Annotated in this window: 17 protein-coding genes and 1 rRNA gene; 12 read left to right on the top strand and 6 right to left on the bottom strand. The window is 47.6% G+C overall.

The window, feature by feature from the left end:
• Positions 1-151 precede the first annotated feature (151 nt).
• From ACFSUC_RS00090 to ACFSUC_RS00080, 3 genes are all read right to left on the bottom strand, one after another.
• Positions 152-283 (bottom strand): DUF4023 domain-containing protein, encoded by a 132-nt coding sequence (locus tag ACFSUC_RS00090; protein WP_379927352.1) that lies wholly within the window; start codon positions 281-283, stop codon positions 152-154.
• An 88-nt stretch (positions 284-371) separates the two neighbouring features.
• Positions 372-872 carry a hypothetical protein gene (locus ACFSUC_RS00085; protein WP_379927351.1) on the bottom strand — a complete coding sequence of 167 codons (501 nt, stop codon included), beginning with the start codon at positions 870-872 and terminating at the stop codon, positions 372-374.
• Complete coding sequence (locus ACFSUC_RS00080; RefSeq protein ID WP_379927350.1) at positions 865-2,409, bottom strand: diguanylate cyclase; 1,545 nt, start codon at positions 2,407-2,409, stop codon at positions 865-867. Before ACFSUC_RS00080 ends, ACFSUC_RS00085 begins: the two co-directional genes overlap by 8 nt.
• Before the next feature lie 210 nt (positions 2,410-2,619).
• Between ACFSUC_RS00080 and ACFSUC_RS00075 the strand changes: the two genes are divergently transcribed.
• The 4 genes from ACFSUC_RS00075 (at position 2,620) to ACFSUC_RS00060 (ending at position 7,419) form a co-directional block, all read left to right on the top strand.
• Positions 2,620-3,861 carry an ATP-binding protein gene (locus ACFSUC_RS00075; RefSeq protein ID WP_379927349.1) on the top strand — a complete coding sequence of 414 codons (1,242 nt, stop codon included), beginning with the start codon at positions 2,620-2,622 and terminating at the stop codon, positions 3,859-3,861.
• A complete protein-coding gene (locus tag ACFSUC_RS00070; RefSeq protein WP_379927348.1) occupies positions 3,827-4,801 on the top strand; it encodes an aldo/keto reductase in 975 nt (324 codons plus the stop codon). Before ACFSUC_RS00075 ends, ACFSUC_RS00070 begins: the two co-directional genes overlap by 35 nt.
• Positions 4,802-4,926: 125 nt before the next feature.
• Positions 4,927-6,162 (top strand): aminopeptidase, encoded by a 1,236-nt coding sequence (locus ACFSUC_RS00065; protein WP_379927347.1) that lies wholly within the window; start codon positions 4,927-4,929, stop codon positions 6,160-6,162.
• 165 nt (positions 6,163-6,327) lie between these two features.
• Complete coding sequence (locus ACFSUC_RS00060; protein ID WP_379927346.1) at positions 6,328-7,419, top strand: TraB/GumN family protein; 1,092 nt, start codon at positions 6,328-6,330, stop codon at positions 7,417-7,419.
• Positions 7,420-7,509: 90 nt separating this feature from the next.
• Here the strand turns inward: ACFSUC_RS00060 and ACFSUC_RS00055 are convergent, their stop codons facing one another.
• Complete coding sequence (locus ACFSUC_RS00055) at positions 7,510-7,761, bottom strand: YpbS family protein (RefSeq protein WP_379927345.1); 252 nt, start codon at positions 7,759-7,761, stop codon at positions 7,510-7,512.
• 111 nt (positions 7,762-7,872) lie between these two features.
• On the opposite strand from ACFSUC_RS00055, the gene hrpB reads away from it, so the two are divergent.
• From hrpB to ACFSUC_RS00030, 5 genes are all read left to right on the top strand, one after another.
• On the top strand, positions 7,873-10,431 hold the full coding sequence (hrpB, locus tag ACFSUC_RS00050) for an ATP-dependent helicase HrpB (protein ID WP_379927344.1): 2,559 nt from the start codon (positions 7,873-7,875) through the stop codon (positions 10,429-10,431).
• Positions 10,432-10,562: 131 nt separating this feature from the next.
• Positions 10,563-11,105 carry a 3-dehydroquinate synthase II gene (locus ACFSUC_RS00045; RefSeq protein ID WP_379927343.1) on the top strand — a complete coding sequence of 181 codons (543 nt, stop codon included), beginning with the start codon at positions 10,563-10,565 and terminating at the stop codon, positions 11,103-11,105.
• A gap of 35 nt (positions 11,106-11,140) precedes the next feature.
• Positions 11,141-12,325 carry a DUF3900 domain-containing protein gene (locus ACFSUC_RS00040; protein WP_379927342.1) on the top strand — a complete coding sequence of 395 codons (1,185 nt, stop codon included), beginning with the start codon at positions 11,141-11,143 and terminating at the stop codon, positions 12,323-12,325.
• A gap of 213 nt (positions 12,326-12,538) precedes the next feature.
• On the top strand, positions 12,539-13,336 hold the full coding sequence (locus ACFSUC_RS00035; protein WP_379927341.1) for an SDR family NAD(P)-dependent oxidoreductase: 798 nt from the start codon (positions 12,539-12,541) through the stop codon (positions 13,334-13,336).
• 90 nt (positions 13,337-13,426) lie between these two features.
• A complete protein-coding gene (locus tag ACFSUC_RS00030) occupies positions 13,427-13,792 on the top strand; it encodes a hypothetical protein (RefSeq protein WP_379927340.1) in 366 nt (121 codons plus the stop codon).
• Positions 13,793-13,885: 93 nt separating this feature from the next.
• Here the strand turns inward: ACFSUC_RS00030 and xerS are convergent, their stop codons facing one another.
• On the bottom strand, positions 13,886-14,953 hold the full coding sequence (xerS, locus tag ACFSUC_RS00025; protein ID WP_379927339.1) for a tyrosine recombinase XerS: 1,068 nt from the start codon (positions 14,951-14,953) through the stop codon (positions 13,886-13,888).
• A 220-nt stretch (positions 14,954-15,173) separates the two neighbouring features.
• Between xerS and ACFSUC_RS00020 the strand changes: the two genes are divergently transcribed.
• Positions 15,174-16,736 (top strand): histidine kinase N-terminal 7TM domain-containing diguanylate cyclase, encoded by a 1,563-nt coding sequence (locus tag ACFSUC_RS00020; RefSeq protein WP_379927338.1) that lies wholly within the window; start codon positions 15,174-15,176, stop codon positions 16,734-16,736.
• A 138-nt stretch (positions 16,737-16,874) separates the two neighbouring features.
• Positions 16,875-18,869, top strand: coding sequence for a methyl-accepting chemotaxis protein (locus tag ACFSUC_RS00015; protein ID WP_379927337.1), 1,995 nt, complete (start codon positions 16,875-16,877; stop codon positions 18,867-18,869).
• 122 nt (positions 18,870-18,991) lie between these two features.
• On the opposite strand, the gene ACFSUC_RS00010 is transcribed toward ACFSUC_RS00015, so the two are convergent.
• Positions 18,992-19,264: a hypothetical protein gene (locus tag ACFSUC_RS00010; RefSeq protein WP_379927336.1), complete on the bottom strand. Its 273-nt coding sequence runs from the start codon at positions 19,262-19,264 to the stop codon at positions 18,992-18,994.
• 193 nt (positions 19,265-19,457) lie between these two features.
• Here ACFSUC_RS00010 and ACFSUC_RS00005 point away from each other — a divergent pair.
• Positions 19,458-19,857: ribosomal RNA gene (locus ACFSUC_RS00005) — 16S ribosomal RNA — on the top strand; the annotation flags it as partial.

Here is a 19,857-nt window from a genome sequence, read left to right as displayed (position 1 = left end):
CCGCTGACGATTTACAGGTCCCCCTTTACTGGTGTGCAGTGCTTGCGAATGTTTCGCAAGTGCATCAGACAGCCTGGCCAAGGGGATACCGTTCTCGTAGAGCGGTCTTTTTTAATGGGATGTTCGTGATTCGATCCGAGGTCAGAGCGAATTACGGATTTTTGGCATGCTGCTTGCCTGGCAGCTTGGAAGACGGTGTAGATTTGCCGGCCGCTCTCCGATTGTGTTCATCCTTCGCCTGTGTGTCGTGTACTTTCTCAATAAATTGCTTCGTATCGTCCATCAGGTCAGCCTCCTTGCGTGCTTCTTCATGAATGCCTAGCCTTCTTCAATTGTACGGTTCCCTATTCTGACCGTCTCATACATGAAACCTAGATATAGCGATTTTTGCGATGGAGCAGTCGGAATGTCTCTTCCAGCACTTCCTGATGCGTGGAGCGCTGCATAATTTTGAAGCGGCATAAGGTATTATAAGTGTGCAGGGAAACCTTGCCTTCAAACATCATCTGCCTGAGAATGGGAATGCAAAATCGCTCAATCGGAAAATAGGCGATCTCAGCGTTTTCGTTGTCCCCATCATGCAGCAATACTCTCAATCCTTCTATCCGGGGACAGAAGCCGTCAGTAAAGTCTTCAATGATCCGGATCTGATCCGGCTGTGCCTCGAGAATACGCGGATTGTGACTGGGATGATGAATTCGGAAAGTTAGCTCATTGAAGGAGTAGGAAGCCGTATTCAGATCGATCTTCAGCTTGCGAAGCAGGACAAGGCTGTACAGATGAATCGCCTTTCTGTACATCCATTGATTGAGCACAATGAATAGTAGAAAAAAGAATGTAAGTTGCACAAGCAGCCATAGCAAACTATCCATCTTGATCCCTCCTGTAGCTGGCAATCTGGTTTCTCCCGGACTCCTTGGCCTTGAACAAAGCCAAATCTGCCGCTTCAAATAAATGTTCCGGTTCCTTGCAATGAGCCGGATAGCTGGCGATGCCGATACTCACGGTCAAGTTCTGATTCGGTTGCGTCTCCTGATTGTGAAAGTAGGTCTGGTCGATCGTATGACGAACGAATTCGGCATGCTTCATCAGTTCATCCTCCGGACAATTGGGTACGACAATCACAAATTCCTCCCCACCGAATCGAAACAAAATATCTTCACTTCGCAAACACGTTTTGAGCGCATTGGCGAACTGGGTGAGCACGATGTTTCCATTTTGATGTCCATTCTGGTCGTTGTAGTGCTTGAAGTAGTCGATATCCAGCACGAGCATGGCAAGTCTGCCCCGGAATGAGCGTGCAGCCTCACAGTACTGCTTGAATATACTTTGGTAGTATCTCAGATTGTACAACCCGGTCAGGCCATCCTTGATGGCATATTCCTGCGTTTGCTGATAAGTCAGTGCATTACTGATCGCCATGGCAGCCTGGTTGGCGAATGGGATGGTGCTGTCCAGCAGCTCATGGGTGATCGGGGTATGATAGATATTATTGTCCACGACAATGACGCCGATCGAGGTATGATGGGTGATCAAAGGGATCACGGCAAACTCATCCCGGATGTCAAACAGCTCCTTCAGCATCAATTGGACGCGATCGGATTCGTCCCATTCCTGAATATGTAGAATCTGCTCCTTTTTCAGCGCAGTCGTGAAGATGCCAGCCTGGTGAAGAGGCAGCTTCATAGACAGGACGACATCATTCAGTTCGAGATCCTTCTGTACATGATTGAGCTGGATCAGGTCTTTGAGGTCGATGCGGTGATGGATCAGATTGGCCCATTTGTCGAGTCCTTCCCGAATGGACATGGAGCCGATGCCAAGACGTCCTACCAAATATTTCTTGTCGTCCGAGACGAGCAACAGGAAAGCCCGGTTAAAGCCGAGTCCGAACCCTGCGGTCATCACGGTAAGAATGGTATGGTAGAGGGTAGGCAAATCAAATGTACTCTGCATGGCCGAACTGATTTCCCTCAGATTGTTCAGTTCCTTCGTTTTCGTATACAGCATGCGATGGTAACCCATTTTGCGTTCCTGAAGTTCTTGCCTTTTTAAGTAAAATCGGCTGACCAGCAGCGCGCATAGCAGCGAAGCCAGGGTGAAAGTCATTGCATATTCAATATGGATCTGTTCGGGGTAAATCAGACAGAGTCCCCAGATGAGCAATGAGCTGATGGCCGAGCTGAGTGCAGCCCCCATAAAATAATAAGCGGCCGAACATGCCCAAATCGGCAGAAACAACAGCACACCCAAATATTCGATATCCAGCCAGAGAAGATTCAATATGGTGAACAGCATCGTCGCCACCGGAAACAGAAGCCGACACAAAGAAGGTGCGAGAAGGTGCCGAAAGGTATTGACGAAGATGAAAATCAGTATCAGAATAAGGGTGGTGGTGATTTGAACCATAAACCTAAGTCCCCTTTACGAGATCAATGTATGGAAAGACATCTAGAATTATTTCGATGGAAGAAAAACAATTTCCTGCCAGATCGTACGAATTGGTCAAATTATCTTGATCCTGATGAGGGACGAACAACAAAAAGTGAAACGACCTGTTCAACTGGCCCGTATACAACATGATAAAAGGTCAAGGTTTGCACAAGTAGGGGTAGCGATATGGATGTTGCTTGTCAATTGACCTTTGAGATACATGTAATCATTCGAGCCGTGATGCTCATGCTGATCACGATATGGCTGGTCTTTCTCATGGTCAGATTTAGACGCAAGCCCAAACAGATTCAGGCACGCTCATTAAAAAAAATCATGGCAGTGCTTGAGGTTCTGCCAATCCCATTTGCGCTTCATCGGAACAATGACTGTATCTATCTCAACAGAGAAGCGAAAAAGTGGTTTCATCTGTACAAGGATCCATCCTCTTCAGGTGATGAACCCATGAACTGGATTGCCCAGGTCCAGGAGCAGTACCAGCAATCCTGCAGGCATGAGATCTATCTGATGTCACTTGTCGATTCACAACGTGTAGAGAAACTGTCGATTCCGTTTCAGACTGGCTGTGTACCGCGCAGCGGTCATGTGATGTGGATGGACCTGCAGCTCAATCGGATGGTGATCAGCAACAAGCCTTACGTTCTGATTCAGTTTAAGCCGGTTCGTTCGAGAACAGATGGACTGGAACAGGCAGAGAGGCCACTGCAATATGCGGGGGAGCTGGCTGCCGCGATGGCGCATGAGATTCGCAATCCCCTGACGACCATTCGCGGTTTCTTGCAACTGTTGCAGCCCTATTACGATGGCAAGAAAGTGTATGTCGATCTGCTCTACGATGAATTGAATCGTCTGGATGTCATTGCGGAGAGCTTGCTTCAGCTTGATCCGTCTACGGTGCCAAGGCTGGATGAAGTGGATTTGCGAACCATCTTGCAGGACATGATGATCTTGCTGCAAACAGAAGCAAGTGAAAACAAGATCTCGTTGGTTCTGCATGTACCACAGAGCGCTGTCATGGTATACTGTGAAGTCAAGTCCATGAAGCAAGCATTGCTGAACATTGTGCGAAATGCGGTGGAAGCTTCACCACAAGGAGAGACCGTATACATAACGATGGGTGTGTGCGATGCAATGGTACAGATCAAGATCAGGGATTGCGGTTACGGACTGAATGAGCAGCAGCTTCAAAGGCTGGGTCAGCCTTTTTATCGAAGCAAGGGAAAAGGGACCGGACTCAGCCTGATGATGACGTATAATGTTTTGGAAAAGCATGGCGGCATGATCGAGGTACAGAGTGAAGTGAACAAAGGAACGACGTTTAATATTCAGTTGCCATTCAGACAACCCCCCACTAATCATGAAAAAGGAGACAAATATGAAAAAACTTCCGATTCATCGCAGAGGTATTGAAATAAGTCCACTCAGCTTGGGATGCATGGGCTTTGGCGGAGGCTGGAACACAGGCTCAGTTACGGACGAGCACGTAATGGAGGCGCAACAGGCTCTGGAAACATCCATTGAGCATGGCATCACCTTCCTGGACCACGCAGATATTTATACGTTTGGCAAAGCGGAAGAAACATTTGGTCGTTTGTTGACGGAGAAGCCGCAATGGCGGGAACAGCTCTGGATTCAGTCCAAATGCGGCATTCGGTTTGAGGAATCCGCAACGGTGCCGGGCCGCTACGACTTTGATCGCAACTACATTGTAAAAAGTGTGGAAGGCATTCTGTCCCGTCTGAAAGTGGATTATCTGGATTCGCTGCTGCTGCATCGCCCGGACCCCCTGATGGACCCTGAAGAAGTTGCAGAGGCGATTTCACAACTGAAATCCGCCGGCAAGGTGAAGTATTTTGGCGTTTCCAACATGAGCAGGGGGCAGATTGAGCTGTTGCAAGCTTACAGTGAAGAGCCTCTGATATTCAACCAGCTGGAAATGAGTCTGGCGAAGCTGGATTTTCTCGAAACAGGCGTATTGGTCAATCATCCGGATGGAAAATACTTACAGTTTCCAGAAGGAACCATGGAATATTGTCGCCTTCAGAACATACAGTTGCAGGCATGGGGTTCACTGGCGCAGGGATTATTCTCTGGCAGATCCGTTGATGACCAGCCAGAGGCTATTCGTGCAACGGCAAAACGAGTCAGTGAACTGGCCTTGGAGAAGGATTGCAGCAGAGAAGCGATTGTATTGGCGTGGCTAATGAAGCATCCTGCTGGCATTCAGCCGATTATTGGCACGACCAATCCTGAGCGAATTGCTGCTTGCAGCCAGGCGGTGGATGTCACACTTAGCCGGGAAGAATGGTACTCCCTGTACGTGAGCGCAAGAGGAAAGAACATGCCTTAAGGAAAGTTATTGGCACATGTAGCGAATATGGAACATGAGCATGGAGAAGTGGGAAATAGAAGCGACATCACGATCGTCGTGAACAGGAAAGCAGCGGTAGCCGTAGCAGGAAAGGAGAAAGTCGATTGCATACAGATTCGTTTCAGTCCTGTTTGGAGGCCTATGCACAATTGGTCATTGAGGTGGGTGTGAACCTGCAGACCGGACAATTGCTTAGAATTGAGGCCCCGGTTGAAGCCGCAGAACTAACAAGATGGATCACCCAAAAGGCCTACCAGGCAGGAGCCAAATATGTCGATGTTCATCTTCATGATGAACAACTGTCACGAATCCGGTTTGAACATGGCCATTCTGAGACATTCGGCTATTACCCGGAGTGGCAGGCATCCGGACTGGAAATGCTGGCTGAGCAAGGCGGGGCATTCCTGAGCATAAAAGTTCCCAATCCGGATTTGTACAATGGGATCGATCCGGCGGCTGTGCGTACAGCTACACAAGCTGCCATGCAGGCCAGACAGGGATTCTCTCAATATACCCGCAACCATCGGATTAGCTGGTGCCTCATTAAGGCACCGACGATAGCCTGGGCGAACAAGGTCTATGCAGATTTGCCTGAAGAAGAGCGTGTCGAAGCCATGTGGCAAGACATCTTCAAAATGAATCGGGTCGATCAGCTCAAACCTGCCGACGCATGGCGGGCGCATATGTCACAGCTGCAATCGAGACTCACGCTGCTCAATGATCGAAGATACAAGCGATTGCATTACCGCGCACCTGGAACAGACCTGTCTGTCGAATTGCCAGCAGATCATCTGTGGGCAGGTGGAGGCGCCGTGAATGCAGACGGACACGTCTTTGTTCCGAATATGCCAACGGAGGAAGTCTTCACCATGCCGCATCGGCTCGGTGTGAACGGAACGGTGACGAGCACGATGCCATTGAATTTGAATGGTCAGTTAATCGACCAGTTTACACTGACCTTTCAAAACGGGCGAATTACTTCCTACACCGCTGAGACGGGACAGGAAGCGCTGGCCTCTATCATTGAAACCGATGAAGGCGCGTCCTATCTGGGGGAGATTGCACTTGTTCCTCATGATTCACCGATTTCCAATTTGAACCGTGTTTTTTACAATACCGGGATCGATGAAAACGCCTCCTGTCATTTGGCGATCGGGAGTGCGTATCCGATCAACCTTGAAAAAGGGATAACCCTCCGTCCAGAGGAATTGCTTGCCAAAGGCGCAAATGTGAGTCTCACTCATGTCGATTTTATGATCGGTTCTGCCGAACTGGACATCGACGGAGAGACGGAAGACGGCGAACTGGAGCCTCTCTTTCGCAAGGGAAATTGGGTGTAAGGATCAGGGCCCGAAATAACGAGTTGATTGAGAGGACAGTGAGGAATCAGAGGAATTTGAGAGTAAACAAGTTGTATCAAAGTGAAATGGAGCAATAGAGAAACAATGAGGAAAGTGAAACAATGAGGAAATAGAAATATAGGGAAACATAGAGGTGGAGGATAAATGAACGGAACGTATATGAAACAACATGCAGGACGCAAAGCTATCATGTTGTTGTTCGTGGCATGCATGATGTCCATCCTGTTTCTGACTGCTGGCTGTTCGTCGAATGAGGAAGCGGGTTCAAGCGCCAATCAACCGGATAACTCGACTGAACAAAATGCAGAGGTGCCAACCGAAGAAAGTGACGAACCTTCCGTTTCAGACAACGATACGGCAGAACAGACCGAAAATGATCCAGAGCCGGCCGTTACATCTTCCCCACAACAGGAAGGATCGGGAGGATTTTTCTGGAAAATGAACAATGATGAAACGGGAGCGACGGTGTTTCTGCTAGGCTCGGTACATGCCGCGTCTCCCGACTTCTATCCGTTGCATCAGGTGATTGAACAATCATTCGACGACTCGGACGTGCTGGCTGTGGAAGCCAATATCGTAGACATTGATCCGCTCGAAGCTCAGCAGATGTTGGACGCCAAAGCGAAACTGCCAGATGGGATGACGCTCGAACAGAAACTGGATGCGGAGACATTGGCTGCGCTCAAGGAGAAACTGAAAGCGTATGGTATCCTGAACTTTTCCTTTTTCAACCAATATGAACCGTGGTACATCAGCATGCTGATTGAGAGCTTTGAGATTATGAATCAGGGGTATGATCCTGAATCGGGTATAGACGTGCACTTTTTGAAGGCCGCAGGTGACAAGGAAATAGTCGAATTGGAAGGGATGGAATTTCAACTCGATATGTTTGCCGGATTTTCGGATGAGATTCAGTTGATGTTGCTGGAATCGGCTATGGATGAAATAGCCGATCACCCGGAAATGATTGATGAATTGATGACCGCTTGGAAGCAGGGTGATGAAGAGGGCATGTCGAAATTGCTCATGTCAGATTACTCCGATGAGGAAGCGTATCAGACGTATATGAAGAAAATGCTGGATGATCGCAATGTCGGAATGGTGGAGAAGATTGAGCAGTTTTATGCGGGGGATCAGAACGTGTTTGTAGTCGTGGGAACTGCGCATTATTTAGGTAAAGCGGGCATTATTCAGCTTTTGCAAGACAAGGGATATGAGGTTGAAAAGGTGCTCTAGGATGTCCATAGCAGTGAACAAGAGGGGGAGATGATGGATCTCTTCCTCTTGTTCTTTTCCTGATAATCTGTAGCCGAACGGCGGTCCCTGTTATTTTGTTGCATAAGTCTGCACCATTTCGGGGGTGACATATACCCGAACAGGAGAAATACCTTCCTTCGCATGTTCATTGATTTTTTTGGTAATGAGATTGATCTCGTCTACGGTGTAAGGTTGACCAGCTTTGCAGAGAGACAGGGCTTCTTCGATCGCCATTTCCCGCTGTTGATCAAGTTTGTAAAATTGCTGCAAATGTTCGAACTGTTTCTTGGAATGTGCGCTGATCGCTTCATGCGCATTCATGGACCGTCTTCCTTTCTGTAGGTGGCGTATGGCATTATTATACCGTTATTTGATTCAACTTCAAGTCTCTTCTGCAGAGGCAATGAGGATGAGATAAGGAGAGGATCGGAGATGCGAGAGATGAAGAAGGATACATTTCCGGTTGAGGAAGCCATTCCGTCTGTGATGCAGGCTCTTGGGCATCGAGGCACAGGGGTGCTGGTCGCAGAGCCGGGGGCTGGAAAGACAACGCGTGTACCACTCGCTTGCATACAGGAGGAGTGGCTGGGAGAGAAGAAAATTCTGCTGCTCGTACCACGCAGAGTCGCGGCCAAGTCGGCCGCGCATTTTATGGCGGCGCAACGAGGTGAACAAGTCGGCGATACGGTAGGTTACCGTATTCGACTGGAGCAAAAGATCAGCGATCGAACGCGAGTTGAAGTCGTCACGACAGGCGTCATGCTTCGCATGATGCAGCAAGATCCTACGTTGGATCAGTATGGGCTGGTTATCTTTGACGAGTTTCATGAGCGAACATTGGATGGAGATCTGGCACTTGGGTTGATTTGGGATGTCAGGCAAGTGTTGCGAGAGGATTTACGCATCCTCGTTATGTCTGCGACGATTGCAGCAGAAGCGGTCTCTGAACTTCTCGGAGGTGCTCCGGTCATCCGAAGTCTCGGCAGGACGTATCCAGTGGACAGGAAATATGTACCTGGACCCGGAACCTGTGATAAGGAATTATTGGATTTGATCGGACAGCAGATTGATCAGGCATATCGAACACATACGGGAGATATTCTGGTGTTTTTGCCTGGAATGAAGGAATTGAAGTACGTTCAGCAGCAGCTCAATGTCCGCTACCCGCTTGAATTAGGCGAAGGTGTGCTGAGGTGCTATCTCCTGCACAGCAGTTTATCTATCGAAGAACAGTCTCTTGCCTTGAAGCGGTGTGCGGCTGGAACGAGAAAAATCGTGCTTGCCACGTCCATTGCGGAAACAAGCGTCACCATTGACGGGATTCAGGTCGTTATCGATAGTGGTTGGGTTAGAAAACCGCAATTTTCCCCGCGTACAGGGCTGTCACAGTTGATCACGACACGCATTTCGAAGGCTGCTGCCGATCAACGAGCAGGTCGGGCTGGGAGACAAGGGGCTGGCCTATGCTACCGTCTGTGGAATGAAGAGATGCACCACGCGCTAAATGCGTATGATGAACCTGAGATCAGGCACGCGGATCTGATCTCGTTTACGCTCGAACTGGCATGGTGGGGACTCCAGGATGCGTCAGGCTTGTCTTTGCTTGACCAGCCTTCCTCTTCGGCCATGATTCAGGCCCGGGAGCTGCTGCATCTACTGGGTGCAACCGATGATCAGGGTAAGATCACGGAGCATGGGAAGGATCTGGCAGCTCTTGGGATTCATCCGCGGTTGAGTCATATGTTGTTATCCGCTTTGTCACGGGGCTGGAACGTCCATGAAGCTTGTGATGTAGCGGTCGTTTTGCAACATCAGTCTCATTTCTCAGGCGGATCATACATGACCTTGCATGAAATCATAAAGGCATTTCAGGATGGACCTGATGAAAGGACCTATAGCCAGTTCAGAGCAGAGAGCTTGCGTCTGCAGCAGCAATTGACGATAAAGGGTCTATACGAACAGGAATATGAACAGAAAAAATCGCAGATCTCGTACGATTACGGGATGCTGGCTGCGATGGCGTTTCCCGATCGGGTCGCCAAAAATCGAGGAGACGGGACCTTTCTTTTGCGAAGTGGCAGAGGTGCAGCATTGGCTCGCACAGACAGGTTGCAGCATGCTCCCTTCCTGGTCGCGATTCAGGTGGAGATGGGCAAGACAACCAGTTCAATCCGCCTGGCTGAGGAAGTGAAGGAAAAACAATTGCTGGATATGTTCGAGCAGCAGATTACGTCTGTCTGTCGTGTGAGATGGGATGAAGAAAAAGGAAAGATAACCGGACGTCTGCAGCAGCATTTGGGCGCTATGGTCTTGTCGGACACCCCTGTTCCACTGGATCAGCTTTCATCTGAACGCATCGTTGAAGCGGTGTATGAGTATGTGACAACAGGCGGGATCGAACAGTTGTCATGGAACAAGAAATCCAGACAGCTTCAGCAGCGCATCCAGTTTATGCATGCTCACGATCCCAGGTGGCCCGATGTATCTGACGAAGGGCTGCTGAAGAGAGGCAGGGAATGGTGGGAGGTTCAGCTGGATGGCCTTACAAATCTCCAGCAACTGAAACAAATCAACGTTTGGGAGCTTCTTCAATCTACACTTGACTGGGAACAGTCTCGACGTTTGGAAACAGAAGCACCCGTTGACTTTGAAGTGCCCAGCGGTTCCCGCATTCGGATCGATTACTCCGATCCGGATCAGCCCGTGATGGCCGTGAAGCTTCAGGAGTTGTTCGGTCTGAGTCAAACGCCGACACTTGGTTCTCACCGTATTCCGGTGACCCTCCACCTGTTGTCTCCCGCTATGAGACCGGTACAAATCACGCGGGATTTGAAAAGCTTTTGGGAACAAACGTACTTTGAAGTGAGAAAAGACCTGAAAGGAAAATATCCCAAGCATCCATGGCCGGACCATCCCATGGAGGCACAGGCAACGAGAAGAACAAAAGCAGCAATGGAAAAAAGCAAGGACGGTCTGCTTAAAAGGAAATAATTGAGCGTCATTTCCCGGGGAAGCGCAAGGTTCGATCTTTTTTTGCCTGCGTGGTGGCAGGATTCGACGAGAGGATGATCCAGAACGAATCGGATTGGATCGTAGTCTAACAATCAGGGAGGAGAGACAAGATGACATTGCAATACGGAGCTGTCATGAGCATTTCAGAAATTGGTGTGGGAATGAGAGTGTGTCTGGATACGACAGATTTACTGAATCCGACTGAGGGGATATGGGTGGGCAATACCGGTCACGGTTATGTCTTTGTGGCCGCCGAGACCCGCACCACTGAGACGTATCCGCCGAGACCCTTTCGAATCAATGGTGGGGCCATCCATCAATATGTTCGACAAGGTGGAGAGACGCGGTATCTGTCTGATTTTCAGCCGGGCGCGTGCATAGAGGTATCCGATTGGGAAGGGGAGGTTAGAAGTATCCCCCTTGGCCGTATGAAATTTGAGAAGAGACCCCTTCTTCGACTTGAGGTATCGCTGGAGGACGGGACGAAGATAACGGCTACCTTGCAGCAAGCAGACAGTGTGCATGTATGGAAGGAAGAAGTGGGAGCTTATCCACTCATTCAGATAAAACCGGGTGATCGGATACGGGTTCAGTCCGATATTCCCGGCCGACACCTGGGAGAGCGAATTGAAGAGGAGATAATTGAAAAATAACGCGACTGTATCAATAGCGAAAGGATCGAAAGTGCATGGAGTTTTCCGTTGAATTTCTTTCATTTTTTGTCATTCAAGATGAAGCCTCTGCCTCAGGGTCGAAATCATTCAAGCATTTTCAGACGCTAGGTAGAGAGGAATATGAGTACAGTGAACTGCGGTCATTTCTGGATGGGGAGTTTGTGCGCATTACGAAGCGCAAAGTGGAGAAACATCCAAAAACTGAACATGCGCCGACCAAAATCGGACATTTCATCGTGGAGCCCGGACATGACTGGAGCAGTAATCCCAACTACAATCTGTTCCAGCGTCTGCTGACCGCAGAAGACAAACAAGCCTTTTTTAATCAGGCGGACGAATTGGTTCGCATGTATATGGATACAACCGCTGTGCGAGGTGGTGCTCTGATTATTGCGTCGGCCCGCTTGCAGGATTATTCGGATCAATTGATTCTGTTTGTCATGAAATGTGATTTTGAACCGAAGATTGCCCGCATTTCAGATGAGAAAAGCCTGATTCATCATGTAGAGATGGCCATAAGCGCCAGGAATATGAAGTCCATACAGTATCCGTACATGCCGGAACCGGGCATATTCGAGACCCATGAACTGAAAATCCATCAAGCCTCTCATGCTCGTTATTTTGAGGACTTTCTTACTTTCATCTCCTATGAAAAATCGATGCCGGAATGGATGAACGACCAGATGCATGTCATGGTCCATGATTATATGGATATGAAATGGGGAGGCAACGAAGAAGCAGCCGAACGTAAACAGGAGGAAGAGAGCTACGAGATTTGGGCTGCTAGTGAGAAGCGGGAACTTCAAGAGAAATGGCATCATGAGCAGGTCATGGAGGCCAAGCAGCATTTCATTGCGCACGATGAGGATTTGAGCTTGCAATTCAAACTCGAAGATATAACGGTGAAGGGAAAGATGGCGCAGTACGGGGATCATATCCACATTGCGAGATTTCAGGGCAGGTATGTTGTGCTACTGGAAGGGGACTCGATTCAATTTGAAAAGGGAAAGTCCCCGATTGAACTGCTGCAGCCCCAGGAACTGCACGAAGTGCTGGAAGCGTTGCAGAACAAGCCTGAGATTCCTACAGCCCTTTCCGAAACGGAGAGGACGGACGCGATAGATAAGACAGGCACAACAGACACAACAGACACGACAGATACCGTTTCATCTACAGATGAAGATGCCCCGCCGTGGTAAACATAAGGATACCGCAATGATGCTAGCGTGTTGACCATGATCTTCCCAAGCAAAAGGCAATGACGAGATTGACATTGCCTTTTTTGGGCTTTATAATTTTAAAGTGTTTAAACATTTGAACCTTTTAACTTTTGAAACTTCACTTCATTCCGCTTGTGCCAAAGCGGGGTGGGAACGTGAAAGGATACAGGATACAGCATTCAGGAGGACATCATGAAGAGAAAAAGAGCATTAATTACTGGAGCCTCTACCGGCATCGGAAGAGAGTATGCGTTTGCGTTAGCAGAGAAGGGATATGATCTGGTGTTGGTTGCCAGATCGAGGGATAAACTGGACGCACTAGCCCACGAGTTGAAGAAAACGTACAAGCGGAACATCCATGTCATTGTGAAAGACTTAAGTATAGCGTCCGCTCCGGAAGAGATTTATGTGGAGTTGAAAGATCGTCAATGGCAGATTGATATGCTGATCAATAATGCGGGAGCGGGGAGTACCGGGCAGTTGCTGGAGCGTTCCCTTGTACAGAATCAGCAGCAAGTGATGTTGAATGTCAATGCTGTCGTCAATATGACACATTTATTTTTGCAAGATATGGTAGCGAGAAAGCAGGGGGATGTGATCAATGTCGCTTCAATGGCTTCCTTTCAACCGATACCGTATATGTCTATTTATGCAGCTACCAAATCGTTCGTGCTGTCATTTACCGAAGGTCTTCATGAGGAATACAGTCAGCACGGCATTCGTGTCATAGCCGTCTGTCCTGGAAACACGCAGACGCAATTTTTTGATCAGGCACCGGATTCTATCAAGGTAGGCAAGATGAGATCATCGAGACAGGTTGTGGAGACAAGCTTCAAAGGTTTGCGCCGAAATCAAAGCTATATCGTGGATGGCAAGATGAATAAGCTGCTCTCCGAGCTACCGAGATTTCTTCCCCGACGCTGGATAAGCAAGATGAGTGCACGCTTAATGAAGAAAACCATGAGCCATACCAATTCTGGTTCAAATTAGGATGGAAGTAGTCAAGCGTACACGCAAATGAAGAGATGTGGACATAGATTACACTATATACGCACACAATGGTGAAGGGCGGTGTATGTCATGTCACGTCGAATGTCGATCAGCAGCCGTCAGGAAGCAGAGATGTTTCTCGGACAACCCATCTATGCATTAGACCAGAAGGGGAATGTCTATGTGGGTGTGATCGCAGGTGTTGAAGAGGATGCAGTACGGATTAGCGGTGCCAAATATGTTGAGGTCAAAGAGCAAGCACAGGTGCAGGGGATGCTGGGCTCTCTATTCTCCGGCATGCTCGGAGCAGGAGGAGCTGGCGGTGCTGCTACTGGAGGTGGAAGTCCATTGCCGAATCTCTTCAATGGTCTCGGCAATGGCAAAAGAGGGATGTTTCGTCTCGGATTTGGTGCCCTGCAAATGCTGATGCCTCTCGTCGGACGATTTTTCCTCTAACTTTATAGATGGAAAAGAAGGCTGTTCTCTAGTGGAGACAGCCTTTGATCGTTCCCTTGTCGGTTGGGAAGTTCCATTTGTGGGATTTTGCACTCAGAGATGCTCAATCGCCCTGGCCATGGTCGGATCGGAGAGCTGGGCATAAATTTGCGTCGTTTCTGTGCTGGAATGTCCCAATTGTTTTTGGGTTTTATAGATGTCATTTTTCGTATAGTAGCTGGTTGCAAACGAATGACGCAGCTTGTGAACCGTTAAATGTGGTTTGCCGAATGCTTTTGCATATTTGGACACCATTTGCTGGATCGCTCGTTTGGACATGCGAGCCCCGTCTCGTTCTCCGCGTTTCAGTGCCAGAAATAACGACTTTTCACCGCGTTTTGGGGCATACTGATCTCTCGCTTTCAAGTATGCCTGAATCGCTTCTTTTCCTTTCTCTGCAAAGTAAACCCCTTGCTTGTAGCTTTGCTCCTGAAACCCTTTTCGAGTAACTTGTAGCAGACGTTTCCCGAGATCCAGATCCTCCGTGTTGAGGTTTACAATCTCTGACACACGTAGTCCTGAGGACAGGATCAACTGAATAATGGCCACATCTCTGACGCGATTCTTCTTATAATAATGTAGAGCCTGCTTGTTGGACTGAACATCTGTTTCGTAACCGGTGGCGATATAGGAGAGAAACTGTTCAATTTCGTTATCATCCTCCAGAATCTTGCCTTTCAGCCGGGATGCAATCAGATCGGGATGCAGAAGTCGATGTGTCTTTACCTTGGCCATGACATTTCGTTTTAACAAGGGATAATGGTGCTCGTCTTCGGCAATTTGACTTAAATAATGAAACAGGGATTTCAGAGAGGCCAATTTTCGCTCTCTGGAAGCCAGTTTGTTTTGTCTGCGAAGGTGAAGAAACAGTTTGTACGAATCGATCTGTTCCGTCGTCAGTTGCTCCAGCTCGAACAAAGTAATGTGGGCAATGCCATCCGCTTGACTTAATCCTTCATTGATTAGCCACTGCAAGAACATGTGAAAGTCTCTCGTATACTCCAGCAGGGTAGAAGGGGAGCACTCGGGCAATTTATGTTGGATGAACTGATCTACATACCATGGATACAGAGCTAGCTTAGATTCCAGCAACTTCATATCCTGTTCTTTAATGACATTCATGTATGAACAGCCCCTTCTATTTATGTTCTTAATGTTTTATGATATTAACTAATTACACTCAATTATATATAGAAACATACGTTCTTGTAAAGCGACAACGAAAAAAAGAATCAACGAGTTCTTGATTTTTATGTGAATCTTTCATACACTCAAACTTGGTCATATCGTATGGATGATATTTCATCCATTATTCCAAGAATTGAAAGAAGAGATTGCACCGATGATCGATTTCAATCACAGCGGATATCCCGTTGAATTGCTTCTCGCAGCATTTATCACGATTCTGCTCGTCATCGCAGGGGTCAAGCATCGCAAGTCTCCAGGAGGCAGTTATTTTTTGGCGTTCACGGTACTAGCCTTGCTGCTGACCATCTCGAGCAATATTGAATTATGGGTGTCTACACTGGAAATGAAGGTCTGGTGGCGGAATATCCAGCAGATTCCTCTTTTTTTGACCCCAATATTAACATATGCAATTGCTATGGAATACTGTGGCAAAAGAAACTGGCGAACCAGGCAGATCCTTTTTCTGCTGACAGCTCCTTGCCTGGTTTATTTGCTATTGATTTTTACAGATTCCTACCATCATCTCATGCGGGAGGAACTTTGGCTAGAAAATATTGGAGAGCATGCCAGAACGGTCGTCAAATCGACGCCATTTAGTGTGCTGTTTTTGCTCTATACGATGCTGCTACATCTGTTCTCTGTATTTGTGCTTCTGGTTCGTTTACGATTTACACCCCCTTTTCACCGCAAGCAGCATCTGATTTTGCTGATCGGTTATCTTTTTCCTATCGTCTATACGATTTTTAAGGATGTCGTGCCGTTTGGCATCAGCACAATTGCCGCGACTTATATCCCGACAGGTTTGCTGATTTTTTATGGCCTCTTTCGTTATCAGTTGATTGATTTATGGCCAGTTGCCCAAAATGTGATTGTACAGCATATTCAGGACGGCGTTGTCGTGGTTGATCATCAACATCAGGTGGTGGAGATGAACAAAAGTTTTTCCAACTGGCTCCGTCAGGGGATGATGAAAGGAGGTGATGCCATTTCGATTGGCAGCAGCTTATTGCCTGTCCTGCAGGCGCATCCGACTTTGATGCATACATATATGAACAAAACGGAAGGATCGACCGAACTCGAGATTTGTATTCGTGACCATACGGTCATCTATTTTTTCGTGCGCATTGTACCAATCCGACATCAATTTAAACAAGGCATGTTGCTAATTTTTCAGGATGTGACAGATCGCAAGCTGAGGGAACAGTCTTTGTACTTGCGTGCGACGAGAGACAGTTTGACTGGCATTTATAATCGTGGCCATTTTATTGAACAAGTGAAACTCTCCATGAGGGAAGGCCGGAAGACGCATCCGTCCATGACTTTTCTATTGCTTGATCTGGATCACTTTAAGAAGATTAATGATCAGCACGGACATCAGGCCGGTGATGCTTGTTTAGTGCAATTCGCCGCTTGCTTGAAGGAACATTTGCCACAATCCGTTGTGTTTGGAAGAATGGGCGGAGAAGAATTCGGTTGTTTCTGCACAGGTTATTCGTTAGACGAAGCCAGGAAACTCGCCTATTCGATTCGAGAAATGACGGAGAAAATGACGATTCAGTTGAATGATTCCAAAGAAATTTCATTCACATTAAGCATCGGACTTTCCTATCATATCTATGCAAGTACTTCATTTAGTGAGTTGTATCGAAAAGCAGACGTGGCACTGCTTCGAGCGAAATCCAGTGGCAGAAATCGAATCGTAATCGCCAGGGACTAGAGACGATAACCCGATCTACCAGCATTCTCCTTTGTACATGTTGTACGTGAATCTATGTGTGTATATGGATGACCGTCATCATGACTTGACAACGTATAGGAACCAACACTTTCAATTCTCAATCAAAGGAGCGGAAACATGAATTTCAGCTTGAAGCTACATCAGAAAATCCTGCTCGTATGTCTGTCTCTTATTCTCATTACATCTGCTATCACCGCTTTTGTTAGTTATCAATATAATGTGAAAACGACCGTACATGCTCTTTCAGACGGGGTCTCTCTCACACTGGAGCAAACCAACCAGGTTTTTGAAAAGTTTTTTCGGGATGCGGAAGCAAAAATTGATCTGATTTCTGAAAAGACGATCCCGTCCAATTTTACATATAGCGATTCGTCTGTCCAGGCTTTGCTAAATGAATTTGAACGTTTTCATGCGATGGATACGGATACATTGAATCTGTATCTCGGCACGGCAGAGGGAGAGATGATTCTCTATCCTGTTCAGGAACTGCCGGGTGACTATGATCCTCGCACAAGACCTTGGTATGAGGACGCGATTGAACGCAAGGGCGAGATCATTTGGACGGCCCCTTATATCAATGCAACAGATGGTCAAGTGATCATCAGTGCCGCCAAGACAATCGAGCAAGGTGGGCAGGTGGCCGGCGTTCTAACCCTTGATCTATCCCTGCAAAAGTTAATCGCCTGGTTGTCAGAATTCAAGATCGGCGATGAGGGTGAGGGACATGCGGTACTATATAATCAGCAATCGATTCTGTATCATCCCGACTCGTCCCAAATTGGAGAAGACCGTGTGACCGAGGAATGGATGGAAATGATGAACGAAAAGAGCGGATTCCATGAAGTCGAACTCGATGGAGAGTGGAAGGCCTTCAACTACATTACGAATCCAACGACAGGCTGGAACATAGCAGCCATTGTTCCCCTGAGTGAATTCGAAAATCAGGCAACCCGCATCATCAGACCGTTGTCCTTGACCGTCGCGATTGTGTTTTTGCTGGCGATTATCTTGACCTGGCTGTTTGCCAGACAGTTGACGAAGCCGATTCATCAGTTGTCCGCTACCCTAGGGAAAGTCGAACACGGCGACTTGACAGCGCGCTCTCATTTAAGCCGCGGAGATGAACTGGGCAAACTGGCGGTGAGTGTGGATTCAATGATTGAACAGATGAGTCAGCTCATTCGCTCTACGGATCGCGTTTCTAAACAAGTTGTCTCGGCTTCTAATTCTTTGACAGTGAGCAGCAGTGAAATGAAACTGGCCAGTGAGGAAGTAGCCAAAACCATGAGTGACATGACGCACGGAGTGAACCATACTGCTGAATTGGTAGATCAGACCGTGTCATCCATTACTAATTGGTCTAGCCGTTTTACTCAAATGAACCGTGAAAGCGACCGGATGCAACAAGATTCTATCGAAATGACAAGCGTGACGATGAACGGTTTGAAAATCGGGGAAGAATTGAAAGATTCGAGTGAAAATTCTTCCCGGCAAATGACCGAAGCAATCGATGCTGTTCATACCCTGCTGGAGCGAACAGAGCAAATTAGTGACGTGATACAAATGATCGCAGATTTCACGAATCAAACCAATCTGCTGGCACTGAATGCTTCGATTGAGGCTGCGCGTGCAGGTGAAGCTGGGAAAGGCTTTTCTGTTGTTGCCTTTGAAATCAAAAAACTGGCCGTTCGTTCCAACCAGGCGCTGCAAGACATTTCTGACTTGATGGAACAAACGAGACGCGACTCTTATCATACGAATCATGTCATGCAATCTGCTTTCGATATCGCGAGAAAGCAAACAGAAACGGCCACAGTGACACAGGAAGCCTTTCAAAAGATCGAACAGCATGTCTCCTTGAATTCTGCAACGATCAAGGGAATCAGTGAATCCATTTCGGAGATGGAAGCGGAGAAGAAGAACATTCTTCAGGCTCTTGAAGACATGACGGCTGTATCACAACAATCGGCAGCTGGCAGTGAGGAGATTCTGTCCTCTGTTGAAGAACAATTGGCGACGATGGCCCAATTGAATGAGATGGCCCAGAAACTGCGTCGCGACTCCGAGGACTTGCAGCAGACGCTGAATCAATTTACATTTCAGGATGAGTAATTCGTCTTTCATATAGAAGTCATCATCATGTATGATCATTTGAAAGAACTCTGACGCTGTGTAGTCAGGGTTCTTTCATCTTCTGCAAACGACCTAGATTACTCCAGTAAGTGAAGTCGAAATTAACACTTGCAAATATGGATGGCCCATGTTATATTGTTTTTCGCCCCTTTGAGCAGGCACTGAATGATTTCTGGTTTTTGCGGATTTCCCTTGAATCGGATTGCAGCGGTGGAATGCACAGTTGGCAAAGCAAGATGAATAGCAGTTATGAAATGAATCGCAATAAAAAGCTTGTCTTTTGGCGTCAAACCTGATATATTACGTTCTTGTCCGGCAACAAGCTGTACATGATCACGATCTTTGAAAACTGAACAGCGAGCGAAATTGTCCAAAACAATTCCCCAAAAAGTGAAGCAAAGCTTAGTCGCTTTTGCCGAGTACTTTTCGGGGGCCCCGGAATAAACATTCTGGAATAGCTTTAAATCATGAGCAAGACAAACACTTAATGCCGTTTTCCTATGAAGAAGTATCGTTTCATCAGTGGTTCATTGCTGAATCGATGCTTCGGAAGAAAAATCGGCACCTTTATTGGAGAGTTTGATCCTGGCTCAGGACGAACGCTGGCGGCGTGCCTAATACATGCAAGTCGAGCGGAGTATAAGAAGTGCTTGCACTTCTTATACTTAGCGGCGAACGGGTGAGTAACACGTAGGCAACCTGCCTGCAAGATCGGGATAACTAGCGGAAACGTTAGCTAATACCGGATGGTCCAGAAAATCGCATGATTTTCTGGGGAAAGAGGGTTTCGGCTCTCACTTGCAGATGGGCCTGCGGCGCATTAGCTAGTTGGTAAGGTAATGGCTTACCAAGGCGACGATGCGTAGCCGACCTGAGAGGGTGATCGGCCACACTGGGACTGAGACACGGCCCAGACTCCTACGGGAGGCAGCAGTAGGGAATCTTCGGCAATGGGCGAAAGCCTGAC

Origin of the sequence: Marinicrinis sediminis (assembly GCF_042685085.1) — a bacterium.
Taxonomy (GTDB): domain Bacteria; phylum Bacillota; class Bacilli; order Paenibacillales; family KCTC-33676; genus Marinicrinis; species Marinicrinis sediminis.
This window is presented reverse-complemented; position numbering and strand designations above follow the sequence as displayed.